Below are 12,086 nucleotides of genomic sequence, written 5' to 3' on the forward strand. Positions count from 1 at the left end.
TTATTGCGGCCCTACATGTCTATTTATTAAGAAACAGGAACTGGCAGATCCTATCCAACTGTTGTTCATAGCCGATAAAACTATGGTCACCACCCGCCTCTATTAGCAGCTGACAACAATGGTATTTATTCACTGCTTGTTGGTAATCGAGCACTTCGTCACCAGATTGTAATAATACAAAAAAACGCTCAGGGTAGAGAATAACCTGGGTATCATACAGTGCAACCTCTTGTTTATGCTCGGGTAATATTTGATACGTTTCATCAGTATAGGGATTGTACTGTTGGCCGATAAAATCATCAAATAAGGCATAAGGCGTGACAGCAGGATTAATAAGTACCGCCCTGCCACCGTAAGTTTCGGCGAGGTAACTAGCAAAGTAGCCCCCCAATGAGGAACCAATAAAATGCAGCGACTCCCCTTTAGCCAATGCTTGTTCGACAATCTCTATCAGTAATGTCATCGCGGCTGCGGGAGTGGCGGGTAACTGCGGTTGAAAAAAAGAGAGTTGTGGAAAATGCTTGGCAATATATCGAGCGGTCGCCAGTCCTTTATCTGACTGAGGGGAGCTATTAAAGCCATGGAGATAGAGCAGCATATTTCCTCGATAACGATTGCTATTATTTAACTCGTGATACCGACACTGACAACACCGAATAAATCAAAAGGTAGCGACAGATAGAGTAAGTGCCACGATGCTAACATTGGCAGCGCAATTCACCAAATAAAGCTTTAGCTCCAATCAAGCATCACCATGACGCTGAGCTAGCATGAGGATTCGTTAGTAGCCACTTGACTCATGATCGGGAGAAAACTTATTGCCTGGAACCCGGTAAACATTGGTCAATATAGCACCATCACTTTTAAGCTCCAGTAATCGATAGCCTGGTTGCTGCGCATCTAAAGCGAAATAAGGCGACTTAGGTTTAAACTGGATGCAGGTGGAAGGTGTTGCCATTAAACGCATGCTGCCATGCTCTGTCGGGTGGGTTTGATCTAAGCTTTGATGCACATGCCCCCACAATAATCCCTTAACCTGAGGTAGCTTAGCAACCTTGGCAATAAAGTCAGAACCATTGTCCATACAGTGTTGATCCAGCCACTGACACCCCACCAAAATTGGATTGTGGTGCATCACCAATAATGTATGTTTATCTGGTTGTGCGGCAATCGCGGACTCTATCAAAGCTAGTTGAGTGTCCGCCATATGGCCTCCGGGCTTTCCCCTAACAGTGGAGTCCAACATGATAATTTGCCAGTTACCTGCCAAGATGCGTTGTTCGCCATACACTCGAGGCCCTTGCATATGCAGGTACATCACTCGGGGATCGTCATGATTACCGGGTAAGTAATGGCAAGGTAAATTCAGCGGTTCAATCGCACGCACAAAATTATGATAAGACTCGTGCGAGTAATCCTGACTTATATCCCCTGTCGCCAACATAAGGTGCGCGGGATAATCAACCGCCTTAATGGTGCTAAGCACCGCTTCTAAGCTATTTGCGGTATTAACGCCTAAAAGTTGAGCTTCGCGATCGGCAAACAGGTGCGGATCGGTCACTTGGACCAGTCTAACGCTTTCACCTTCACCGATAGAATAAGAGATTGCCTCTTTTAGCACATTAAAACCCTAAAATGTCGACTGACAAATAATCCTGACATGGTTGTCAATCTGTAGTAACTCTTCAAGAAAAGCATTTACCTGGTACTTTTCATCTCTATGATACATACGTATATTTGGGTAATCATATACTGGTCTTAAGCGATAAATCTGTCGACTAGTTAACACTTCTGCTAATTTAGCATCGTGATAAACACGAACGACAACCTTCGGGGTATCAATTAATTGCACGGAGTCGATGGCTCTAGAGATTTCAATCAATTGGGTATATTGGGTATTTTCGAGCAATTTTACGTCTAAACTGCCAAAATCACCATTGACTTGCCAACAGGCCCCTTGCTCGCAAGAGGCGGGTAGCCAACGCAATATATTAAAGTAATTTCGACTACATAAAGCCAAAAAGCGACTGACGTCCACTTGATAGCTATTGTGCCGCTTGTTTAACGAAACTGTCACAGCCCTTCTCTTAATTTTTGGTAGTTCAATTGCAGCCATTGCAGACCAATCATGGTAGAGGCGTTATTTATCACACCATCACATAATAGTTGGTAAGCCGCTTCACGTGACATCACATGTACCTTGATATCTTCATGCTCATCACTAAGCCCATGAATACCATTTGCTACACTCGCATCTACTTGGGCCCAATAAAAGTCAAAACGTTCACTACTGCCACCAGGGCTAGCAAAGTAGTCACCTACTCGCACCATTTTGCTTGCCACCAATCCCGCTTCCTCTTGCAGCTCACGGTGGGCCACTTGCTCTGCCGATTCACCAGGTTCAATCATACCAGCCACTAACTCAAACAACCATGGTGTCGAGGTATCCGCCACAACAGGTATCCGAATTTGCTCAATCAACACCACTTTATCGCTAACTGGATCATAGGGCAGCACCACCACAGCGTGGCCACGCTCAAATACCTCACGGGTCACTACCTCACTCCATCCGCCGGCAAATAACCTGTGTTTAAAACGATATTCATCAACACGAAAAAATCCCTGATAGAGGGGTTCTTTGCTGAGCATCTCGATATCATCACGGCTAAACTTCTGTTTCATCAGCTTTCCTTTGAGTTATCTTCATCGTCGCTAGGGTATATGCAGGGTCGCTAAATATAGCATGTAAGCTCCTAAAAATTGCAGACATAAAATCAAAAACTGTTACACTTCATAGTTGACTTAAAATTGGTTAATTTCTTAATATCTTAACCTTATAAGTTTAGATGTATCGGGAAGCGTCGGGAAGCGCAAACCGCTTTACTCAATGATTTGCTGTAAAGCATCACTTAACTTTATTAAGTAAATTGCTCCACCCTAAGGAGTATTTATGTCTAAAAAAGGACAGGTAATGAAATTTAAGATTCGCACCTTGTGTGCAGCCTTGACTCTAACGGCGACAACTTCAGCCGTGCACGCCGACGATCTATTGCAAATTTATCAACAAGCCCTCACCAGCGACCCTATTGCTCTGCAAGCGCAATCTCAGCGCGACAGACTCTACGAGCAGATTGAAGAAAATCGCGCTCCACTGCTGCCAACCATTAGCGCTAGCATTGGTTATGGCAAGAGTTGGTCAGATGTATCTGACAGTATCTATAACAGCGGCTTAAATGCTGGCGTGTCATTGAAGCAAGTAGTATACGACCACAGTGCGTGGGTGGGTCTGGATTTGGCTGAACTTGCCGCCACGCAGGCCGATGCTGCTTATGCATCCGTGCTGCAAAACCTAATTATTCGCGTCACGAGTGCTTATTTTGAGGTATTGTCGGCAAAAGATAACTACGAGTTTAAAGGCGCAGAAAAACGCGCGATTGAACGTCAACTAGAACAAACTAAACAACGTTTTGCGGTAGGCTTGACTGCCATTACCGATGTACATGAAGCTCAAGCACAGTACGATTTAGCCCGCGCCTCTGAAATCTTAGCGGAAAACCAGCTAATCAACAGCTACGAAGCCTTACGCGAGATCACCGGCATCGACCATAAATCAATCGATATCTTAGATACTAATCGCTTCACCGCCGTTTCACCGATGCCAGCTAAACCGGGTGAGTGGTTAAAAATGGCCGAAAGTAACAGTGTTGATCTTATGGCGACCCGCATCGGTAAAGATATTGCACAGCAGACCATAACGCTTTACAAATCAGGTCATATGCCGTCGCTGAATTTAAATGCAGGTTACACCACTAATCTTGAGCAAAAGAACCAAATAGGTAATCAGCCGGATGTGGATAATGCCAATGTCGGCCTAACCTTAAGCGTACCGATTTTCGAAGGTTTCAAAGTCAGTTCACGAGTTAATCAAGCACAGTATCAGTATGTTGAAGCCAGTGAAAAGATGGAACAAACGTACCGTAAAGTCGTTAAAGATGTGCGCAACAACTTCAACAACGTCGGCGCCTCTATCAGCTCAATTCGTGCTTATGAGCAATCAGTTATCTCTTCAGAGAGTGCACTAAAAGCCACCCAAGCCGGTTTTGAAGTGGGGACTCGTACGATTGTTGACGTACTAAACCGTACCCGTGATTTGTACGATTCAAAACGTCAATTATCGAATGCCCGTTACGGTTACATCAACTCCATTTTAGCGCTAAAACAAGCGGCTGGTACCCTGAATGAAGATGATGTGATTGCGATTAACAGTGGGTTAATTACACCTGTTGTCAGCCAGTAAAACGGATTGTTAATTATAAAAAAACCGCCTTACGGCTAATGCCAGTCAGTTAAGCTGATTGGCATTTTTCTTTTTATGGGGATATTTGCTTGGTTTTGACTTTATAGCCCTTGGGTACACCCTATCTTCTCGTTTCGTTGGTAGCTCGAAGTTACCTAGCATTTCTATCAGTTGCTCGTAATGTTTGGGTAAATTTCCTGGGCTCATCAGTGGTAATCTTGCTAGGTAACTTAGTATCGTACTCGCGCAGTTACTGAAGCTGAGGCGATTGGCCCATATTCCTTTTCTTGACGCGGCCTCAGTCATTGCTTGACGCATCAGGTTGTAGCCAAGTAGTAAGCCCCAAAGTTCCTGTTCTACCATCTCTGATTTTTTACTTCTTAGCGTATACTCGCTGTTTAGTAGGGTTTGTTTCATCTCTCTGTAGCCAAGCTCTATTTCCCATCGATGATTATATAACTCAACGATGTCAGCACTTGGAAAGCGTAATGGGTCGACCATTGAGGTTAATACCTGATGCGTCTTACCTTTTATTGATTTTGTCACCAGCCTCGCTTCTATATGCGTCGGTAGCGCTGGATTTTGTTGTCTGGCTTGGGCGGTTATTGCCAATTTCACCTGTTTATCTAACCGGCCATTTGAGTGTAAAACCTCGTACTGAAGCCCCTTTCTCGCAGGGATTAACCAGTGCCGCTCTTCACCACCTAGTTGCCATTGATGTAGCAAGTTTAAGGAGTAAAAACCTTTATCGAACATCGTGAGACTATGGTCTGGAGTTGACTGTATGAGCGCTTCTGCTAGCTTCATTTCACTCGTTTTATAACCATCAAACGCGCTATTTATCAGTTGATGGCTAGTGAGCTCCATATGACACACCATACGAACCTGAGGAAATGAGGTGTCACCATGTTGATTTGATGGTGAGCCAAAAGCATTACGATTATCAGCGGTGTCCTGAGTGCGCCAGACTACACCATCAACGGCTAATAAATTCAGTCCACACCACGTCTCAAATTGAGTGTTGCTATAGTAATGTTTTGCCATCATTTGAAAGGCATTTTTCATACTCTGCACACCTAACCTCTGGCGCCCTTGAACAAGAGCACTGGGGGCAATGAGCTTCTTTTTACCTGGTAGCATCAACTCCATATGAGTCGCAAGCTCCCATACAGACTGTTGTCGGTAAAAACTCATACCAATGACAGACCACATAACTGCATCAAGGGGTAAGCGACGTTTTCTTACTGTGGCGACCCCAGCAGTTTCAAAGGCTTGCTGGATGATGTTTTCATCCAATAAGTGATTAAGATTGGTAAAGGCTGTGGCTTCTTGGTGGTATTCAAAAGCGGTGCAGAAAGCTTGTTCTAAAGACATAAAAAAATCCAATATCATTTCTGATATTGGATTTTGAAGCCTTTTAAAGATCGGTCAACTGATCGTTTATATGCTTAACTGATCGGCATTAGCCTTACGGCGGTTTTTTTATATCGATTCATTCAACACATACAGATAATCACGCTAGGTTGAATGTACCTTAAATAAGGGCTTTAAAACACCAGTTCTACACCAGCAAAAGCGCCCTTGAACTGTGAATTCGCAGTGATACCGTCAAAGCCATTAACATCGAAGGTAAAATCACGGTAGCCGACACGGATTTTAGTGTCTAGCGCGACCCCATCAAACTGCCAACCTAAACCAACAGAATAATCATATACGCTAGTTTCATCGATGCCGAGCATCACATCAGCAAAACCGTATAAACCTAAGCCGGGTAAACCGACTTCGGCATTAGCGTACGCCATCACCACACCACTGCTGAGATCTTTTTGCTCAGGATGGCCAGCATCAGCAACTCGATATGAACCGTGCATACGTTTGTAAGCCGCACCTAAATCGAGCGCGACCAAGTCGTTATCGAGCAGTTCGTAATACAGCACAAAATCGGTATTGCTTAAGTTAGTCGCGGTCGTAATATCACCAGGATTAAAGGTATGCTCTCCAAAAGTCCAAGGAGCAACCAATGTGCCTTGACCATCGGCGTCTAAACGATTTTCACGAATTTTAACATTAGGTACTAATGGGATCGGGTGCTCAACGGCAACCCAAAGGCTACCTTGTGATGATGAGCCGTAATCAAAATCTTGTTGAGTTTGACCACCTTGTGCAAAAGTACCATTGGTATCTGCTTGCCAAATATCGCCACCCACTTTAAAACCAACCAGTGTCGCGGCCTGTGCAGAAGTCGCTGCCAATGAACTCAGCAGAGCACATGCAAGTAGTGTTTTTTTCATCATTTAACCTTGAGTCAATAAGTTAGTGAGATCAATTACCGCAGCGTTTGCGCGGGAAATATAATTGGCCATCACTAAAGAGTGATTAGCCACTATGCCAAACCCAGAACCATTCAGGATCATCGGGCTCCACACAGGTTGCTGAGTTTCTTCCAGCTCACGAATGATCTGCTGTAAGCTGACTTCAGCGTTTTTCTTCTTTAATACATCGGCAAAATCGACCTCGATAGCCTTCATAAAATTCAGCAAGGCCCATGTGGCACCGCGAGTTTCATAAAAGACATCATCAATTTGCCACCAACCTGTTTTTATCTGCTTATGTGCTAGATTAGGGGTCGACTGACTGGCTTCGGTATCACCGGCCAAATCGGTATTGAGACGATCCTGTCCTACGCTAGCAGATAGCCGCTGTGACATACTACCTAGGCGCTTTTGCACCTCTTTTAGCCATTCATTTAAGTTATCGGCACGGGCATAAAACTGAGCGTCTGGATTATTAGTGTCCGCGATACGGGCACGATACAGTTTGAGTAATTTTATCGCATCACGGTATTCACCTTCGGCACTGGGAACCAACCAACTGGTGTGTTCAATATTCAGCTTAGAATGGGCGGCTAACAGGTCTTTATCGGCAGTCGATTGCGATTGCGAACGACTAAACTCTTTGCGCATGATCAAGGCGAGATCGCGCGCCTGCTCGATAGCACCAAATTCAAACGCTGGCATGTTATCCATAAATAACGAGGGCGGCATAATGTCATTAGATAACCAACCACCGCTCTTATCGAGCAGGGTCTCGACCGTTAAAATCAGTGACGTGGTCGTCGCATAGCCTACCACTTTGTGGCCAGTGGCACTGTTAAGCTGGTGTGGCTCTATCCTATCGGGCTCGACGCTCCACCAGACACTGACGAAATAGCCAATTAGAAACACTATCGCGGCTACAAGGCCGCCTTTTTTCCATGTTATCTGCATACGATGACTCCATTAATGGTGGTGATGATGATCCATTTCACCATCTTGCTTAGCCGCATCTTGTTTGGTGACCTTCAGGGTAATGACCTGCTCGGTACCATTATCAAATTTAAGCGTTAAATCAACTTTCTGGTCAATTTGCAATGGCTGTTTTAAGCCTAACAGCATCACATGGTCACCCGATGGCGCCAAGGCCAAATTGCCATGGGTGGCAATGGTAAAATGGGCTTGTTGGCGCATTTTGATCACGCCTCCCTCTTCGACCAGAGTGTGTAATTGTGCCTGCTCGGCAACATCGGTTTCTACAGCCACTAAGTTGATCTCAGGGCCATGATTCATCAGGGTAAAATAGGCTGCCGTATTAGGGACTGTGGTAGGCATGGCTCGCACATAACCATCGACTAGCATCACATTTGCCAAAGCGGAGAATGAAGTGCATGATAGCAACACAAAGTTAAACGCGTGTTTGAAAATCTGTTTCAATGTCTTAAACTCCTTCTTAATCCCATTTGCCACAATAAGGATCTTGACCAATGAGTACCATTCAAATTCTGGATGAGCAGGGCGTTCGCATTATCACCTTAAATCGCCCAGAAAAACGCAATGCGCTTAATCTCGATATGTACAATCAGCTCACAGAATACCTTATCCAAGGGGAATCAGACAACGGAATTAATGCCTTTCTGATTAAAGGGCAAACAGATTGTTTCACCTCAGGTAATGATATCGCTGACTTTTTAAAAAATAGTAACTTAGGTCCAGAGCATCCTGCGTTTAAGTTTCTTTTTACCCTGCTTGATCTCAATAAGCCCATTGTTGCTGCCGTGACGGGAGCTGCCGTCGGGATCGGTACCACACTGCTACTGCATTGCGACTTAGTTTACGCCGACAACAGTGCTAAATTTCAACTCCCCTTTGTCAATTTAGCCTTGGTTCCCGAAGCCGGTGCCAGCCTGTTATTGCCACGTTTAGTGGGACCGCAAAAAGCCGCCGAATTGCTGCTATTAGGTGAAAGCTTTAATGCCGAGTCGGCATTGTCGATGAATATCGTCAATCAGGTGTTACCCAGTGAGCTGCTATTTGACCATGCGCTCAACCAAGCGATTAAGTTAGCGCAGAAACCGCCTCAAGCCTTGCAGGCGAGTCGCCGCTTAATGCGATACGATATCGAGGTGGTGCGCTCGCAAATGCAACAAGAGTTAGCAGCGTTCGCGCAGCGACTGCAAAGTGATGAAGCTAAGGCGCAATTTACCGCTTTCTTGAATAAGTAACACCATAAACGAGTGATAATACAGCGTCGGTTTAGCCAACCTAAGCCGGCGACATCATTATTTACAACCTAAATCCAACCTATATGATGCTGTCATCTCCTCTTGGTACAAAAGTCACCTCACACTTAGCTATTATCGTGAAGCGAGAATCAGTTCTAACTCATTGAATCTATTTATCGTAACCATTACAGCTAAAGTACTAAGGTAAAAATCAGCAAGCTAATTACAACAACCACGCCTAACTCTACGGCAATAGCGGCTGGGCTCTGTGTACTGGTTAATCTAAGTTTCATCATAGTATCCTCTCAATAAATATCACTATCATCTGGTTTAACACTTGCTATGACCTATCAATCAAAGCCTATGTAGCTAACTAATAAGGTGCTCTTCGCTTCGGTAATACCAGTGCTAGCACAAAATAAATCAGTAACCACATAGCCGGATTTATTACCACCGCGAGTGCCCACACCACGCGAGTCCACAGACACGACCAAGCAAACTTATCAGCCATCGTCGCCGCAACCCCACAAATCAAACTATCAGATCGCTTTAGAGCATCAGTTAAATCATCAATCTTCATTGGTGACTCCTATTAAATTATTGCTTTAGCAATACAAGTTTACAGTTAACTGCCAGTCAGACTTCTTACTGTGCACACCAGTGCCGCGCAAATCACAAAACCTAAGACAGGTAACAATAAAATCAATGCCAGCTCCACAAAATACATCTGCCTAGTCCTTTTGGCTCACACTGGCAATCACAGGATGTTGCTCTGGCATTACCGTATCGAGCACCGGGTTAGATGACTCAAAGCCACTATCAAACAGCGACTCCGACAACTGCGCCTGCAGTGACAATGTTAATTCTTGTTGAGCAATAGCGATCGCCTCTTGCATTTGCGCCGCTAACTGACGCTCCAAAGTGGCGCTGATGTCATTGGGTATAAAATCCTCTGCCGTTGCAGAAAAACTAACCCCGATAAATGTGGCAGCGATTAATGACATCTTAGTTAACTTGTTCATGGTCTTACCCTTTGTTGTTGAATGGTGATAAATAAGACAATACAAGCGGTGTGCCAACTCGACAAAAACAAACTAAGCAACTGAATTAAAATAGAAAACACAAGATGGGCATTATCCCAAATAACGAACAAGCATTAACCAAGTCAGTAGGTGTTAGCGAGTTTCGCTAGGCAGTGGTCATTTTTACTACCCTTTACGCCGAACGTCCAGATCAGCGCCGAGCGCAACAAAAAAGCCTTCACCAAAGGTGAAGGCTTACGCTGACATAATAAGGTAAAAATGAATTAAACCCTGATGCTATCCAATAACATGCCTAGTACTTATTTACACACTCTCCATGCTGGCTCTGGCCTGATGGATCACTTCGATGCCCGCGCCAGGTTTGTGGGCATTTTCGCTCACATAACGACGCCACGCCCGAGAGCCCACTTCACCTTGGTACAGCCCAGTAATATGGCGAGTGATATGATTTAAACGCCCGCCCGCTTGTAAGTGTTTTTCGATGTAGGGGATCATCTTTTCTAGCACGGCATCTCGGCTCAACACTGGCTTTTCGCTACCACATAAACGCTGGTCAACTTCAGCCAATATATAAGGATTTTGATAGGCTTCACGCCCCACCATTACACCGTCTAAATGTTTAAGATGCTCAGCACATTCATCTAAGGTTTTTACGCCACCGTTAATAGAAATACTCAGCGCCGCATAATCGCGCTTTAAACGGTAAACGCGCTGATAATCCAGCTCAGGGATCTCACGATTTTCTTTTGGGCTCAAGCCTTGCAACCAAGCTTTTCGGGCATGGATAATAAAAGTGTCACAGCCTGCTGTGCTAACTGTGTCGATAAATTCAGTCAAAAACTCATAACTGTCTAACTCATCGATACCAATACGGGTTTTGACCGTAACGGGGATATCCACCACACTGCGCATTGCATCGACACATTCGGCCACCAACTTAGGTTCGGCCATAAGGCAGGCACCAAAGCGTCCATTTTGCACTCTATCTGACGGGCAACCGACATTAAGATTAATCTCATCATAACCACGTTGCTCAGCCAATTTGGCACAGGTGGCTAAGTCAACCGCATTCGACCCACCAAGTTGCAGTGCAAGCGGGTGCTCCTCTTCGTTATACGCTAAATAATCCCCCTTACCATGGATAATCGCTCCCGTTGTCACCATCTCGGTATACAGCAAAGCTTGAGCAGACATGATGCGAGCAAAGTAGCGATAATGCCTATCCGTCCAATCCAGCATGGGCGCAATACTGAAAGTACGATTGATGACTGATGGCATGATATTTAACGACATAAAAAACGGTATCCCCTAGTTTAGCAAGCCACAGTAAAGGGCGTGACCGCGCATTTTACCTCGACCACTAGAGAATGCACAGGTCTGCGTTCAATTGAGACGTAAAAAGAACGGGCAAACTTACCTGTAATATCCTCTATACATGTCATGCCCCTTCCCCTTGCTACTTGCCCCACTATCAGCGCCTTACTTGACATGTTTACCCAGCAAATAAAATACACAGTAATGACAAGTTTCAAATGCCGCCTATAAAAACGTCAAACGATCACGTAAGCCTAATAAAGCCCTTGCTCGAGATCGGTACGCCTATGCTAAGGTGGTCAAACCACAATGTGTTATAACGCTAAATACACCTAAGCTTATAGCCTTGAATTAATCCCTACTTGAGATAAGGCCTCATCCGTCATGAATGTTAACTTTATTAACCCCTTTTTAGCCTCGCTACTCAATGTGCTGGAGACCATGGCGAACATGCAACTGACGCCGGGTAAGCCAAATTTAAAGCAAGATAATATCGCTAAGGGAGATGTATCAGGACTTATTGGCCTAGTTGGGCCGCAGACAAAGGGATCGCTATCGATCACCTTTGAAGCGCCATTGATACTTGAGATCATGCATAAGATGCTGGGAGAAAAGCCGCAACAGATCAACGAGGAGATCACCGATCTGGTCGGCGAATTAACCAACATGGTGACAGGCGGAGCAAAAAAACTATTAGGGGAAAAGGGCTACGACTTTGAGATGGCGACCCCAGTAGTGGTATCGGGTAAGGCACACACCATAGCCCATAAATCAGATGGGCAAAAAATCGTTATGCCTTTTAGTAGCGAATTCGGTAACGCTTATATCGAAATCTGTTTCGAACGCTAACACAGACCTTAACGACTTGGGTCGTTAAGGTAGTTAATCGTTATAA

The 12,086-nt window shown here is 44.8% G+C and carries 14 protein-coding genes; 3 read left to right on the forward strand and 11 right to left on the reverse strand.

Annotated elements, in window-relative coordinates; translation table 11 throughout:
• Nucleotides 1–19: 19 nt before the first annotated feature.
• From AC5YB1_RS16585 to nudF, 4 genes are all read right to left on the reverse strand, one after another.
• Complete coding sequence (locus tag AC5YB1_RS16585; protein ID WP_494520063.1) at nt 20–598, reverse strand: YqiA/YcfP family alpha/beta fold hydrolase; 579 nt, start codon at nt 596–598, stop codon at nt 20–22.
• 183 nt (nt 599–781) lie between these two features.
• Nucleotides 782–1,621, reverse strand: coding sequence for a 3',5'-cyclic-AMP phosphodiesterase (gene cpdA / locus AC5YB1_RS16590; RefSeq protein ID WP_494520064.1), 840 nt, complete (start codon nt 1,619–1,621; stop codon nt 782–784).
• Nucleotides 1,622–1,630: 9 nt separating this feature from the next.
• Nucleotides 1,631–2,116, reverse strand: coding sequence for a DUF1249 domain-containing protein (locus tag AC5YB1_RS16595; RefSeq protein WP_494520065.1), 486 nt, complete (start codon nt 2,114–2,116; stop codon nt 1,631–1,633).
• Nucleotides 2,074–2,682, reverse strand: a complete 609-nt coding sequence (gene nudF, locus AC5YB1_RS16600; protein ID WP_494520066.1) for an ADP-ribose diphosphatase — start codon at nt 2,680–2,682, stop codon at nt 2,074–2,076. The genes AC5YB1_RS16595 and nudF overlap by 43 nt, the downstream gene beginning before the upstream one ends.
• 289 nt (nt 2,683–2,971) lie before the next feature.
• Here nudF and tolC point away from each other — a divergent pair, with 289 nt between their 5' ends.
• On the forward strand, nt 2,972–4,297 hold the full coding sequence (tolC, locus tag AC5YB1_RS16605; RefSeq protein ID WP_494520067.1) for an outer membrane channel protein TolC: 1,326 nt from the start codon (nt 2,972–2,974) through the stop codon (nt 4,295–4,297).
• 45 nt (nt 4,298–4,342) lie between these two features.
• Here the strand turns inward: tolC and AC5YB1_RS16610 are convergent, their stop codons facing one another.
• From AC5YB1_RS16610 to AC5YB1_RS16625, 4 genes are all read right to left on the reverse strand, one after another.
• Nucleotides 4,343–5,671, reverse strand: coding sequence for an IS4 family transposase (locus tag AC5YB1_RS16610; protein WP_494518922.1), 1,329 nt, complete (start codon nt 5,669–5,671; stop codon nt 4,343–4,345).
• Between the two features lie 173 nt (nt 5,672–5,844).
• Nucleotides 5,845–6,588: a TIGR04219 family outer membrane beta-barrel protein gene (locus AC5YB1_RS16615; RefSeq protein WP_494520068.1), complete on the reverse strand. Its 744-nt coding sequence runs from the start codon at nt 6,586–6,588 to the stop codon at nt 5,845–5,847.
• A 3-nt stretch (nt 6,589–6,591) separates the two neighbouring features.
• Nucleotides 6,592–7,563: a DUF2333 family protein gene (locus AC5YB1_RS16620; protein WP_494520069.1), complete on the reverse strand. Its 972-nt coding sequence runs from the start codon at nt 7,561–7,563 to the stop codon at nt 6,592–6,594.
• Nucleotides 7,564–7,575: 12 nt separating this feature from the next.
• On the reverse strand, nt 7,576–8,046 hold the full coding sequence (locus AC5YB1_RS16625; RefSeq protein WP_494520070.1) for a copper chaperone PCu(A)C: 471 nt from the start codon (nt 8,044–8,046) through the stop codon (nt 7,576–7,578).
• Nucleotides 8,047–8,096: 50 nt separating this feature from the next.
• Here AC5YB1_RS16625 and AC5YB1_RS16630 point away from each other — a divergent pair, with 50 nt between their 5' ends.
• Nucleotides 8,097–8,834 carry an enoyl-CoA hydratase gene (locus tag AC5YB1_RS16630; RefSeq protein WP_494520071.1) on the forward strand — a complete coding sequence of 246 codons (738 nt, stop codon included), beginning with the start codon at nt 8,097–8,099 and terminating at the stop codon, nt 8,832–8,834.
• A 373-nt stretch (nt 8,835–9,207) separates the two neighbouring features.
• Here the strand turns inward: AC5YB1_RS16630 and AC5YB1_RS16635 are convergent, their stop codons facing one another.
• From AC5YB1_RS16635 to dusA, 3 genes are all read right to left on the reverse strand, one after another.
• Nucleotides 9,208–9,414: a PspC domain-containing protein gene (locus AC5YB1_RS16635; protein WP_494520072.1), complete on the reverse strand. Its 207-nt coding sequence runs from the start codon at nt 9,412–9,414 to the stop codon at nt 9,208–9,210.
• 151 nt (nt 9,415–9,565) lie between these two features.
• On the reverse strand, nt 9,566–9,856 hold the full coding sequence (locus tag AC5YB1_RS16640; protein ID WP_494520073.1) for a hypothetical protein: 291 nt from the start codon (nt 9,854–9,856) through the stop codon (nt 9,566–9,568).
• A gap of 324 nt (nt 9,857–10,180) precedes the next feature.
• Complete coding sequence (dusA, locus tag AC5YB1_RS16645; protein ID WP_494520074.1) at nt 10,181–11,170, reverse strand: tRNA dihydrouridine(20/20a) synthase DusA; 990 nt, start codon at nt 11,168–11,170, stop codon at nt 10,181–10,183.
• A 405-nt stretch (nt 11,171–11,575) separates the two neighbouring features.
• Between dusA and AC5YB1_RS16650 the strand changes: the two genes are divergently transcribed.
• Nucleotides 11,576–12,040 carry a chemotaxis protein CheX gene (locus tag AC5YB1_RS16650; RefSeq protein WP_494520075.1) on the forward strand — a complete coding sequence of 155 codons (465 nt, stop codon included), beginning with the start codon at nt 11,576–11,578 and terminating at the stop codon, nt 12,038–12,040.
• Nucleotides 12,041–12,086: the final 46 nt, after the last annotated feature.

This window comes from Shewanella sp. 433 (assembly GCF_059338565.1).

Bases quoted from the DNA above. Each gene is read 5' to 3' on its own strand.
- tolC (WP_494520067.1), top strand. From the start codon at position 2,972: ATGAAATTTAAGATTCGCACCTTGTGTGCAGCCTTGACTCTAACGGCG.
- AC5YB1_RS16615 (WP_494520068.1), bottom strand. From the start codon at position 6,588: ATGAAAAAAACACTACTTGCATGTGCTCTGCTGAGTTCATTGGCAGCG.
- AC5YB1_RS16595 (WP_494520065.1), bottom strand. From the start codon at position 2,116: ATGGCTGCAATTGAACTACCAAAAATTAAGAGAAGGGCTGTGACAGTT.
- dusA (WP_494520074.1), bottom strand. From the start codon at position 11,170: ATGTCGTTAAATATCATGCCATCAGTCATCAATCGTACTTTCAGTATT.
- AC5YB1_RS16630 (WP_494520071.1), top strand. From the start codon at position 8,097: ATGAGTACCATTCAAATTCTGGATGAGCAGGGCGTTCGCATTATCACC.
- nudF (WP_494520066.1), bottom strand. From the start codon at position 2,682: ATGAAACAGAAGTTTAGCCGTGATGATATCGAGATGCTCAGCAAAGAA.
- AC5YB1_RS16610 (WP_494518922.1), bottom strand. From the start codon at position 5,671: ATGTCTTTAGAACAAGCTTTCTGCACCGCTTTTGAATACCACCAAGAA.
- AC5YB1_RS16640 (WP_494520073.1), bottom strand. From the start codon at position 9,856: ATGAACAAGTTAACTAAGATGTCATTAATCGCTGCCACATTTATCGGG.
- AC5YB1_RS16635 (WP_494520072.1), bottom strand. From the start codon at position 9,414: ATGAAGATTGATGATTTAACTGATGCTCTAAAGCGATCTGATAGTTTG.
- AC5YB1_RS16620 (WP_494520069.1), bottom strand. From the start codon at position 7,563: ATGCAGATAACATGGAAAAAAGGCGGCCTTGTAGCCGCGATAGTGTTT.
- AC5YB1_RS16585 (WP_494520063.1), bottom strand. From the start codon at position 598: ATGCTGCTCTATCTCCATGGCTTTAATAGCTCCCCTCAGTCAGATAAA.
- AC5YB1_RS16650 (WP_494520075.1), top strand. From the start codon at position 11,576: ATGAATGTTAACTTTATTAACCCCTTTTTAGCCTCGCTACTCAATGTG.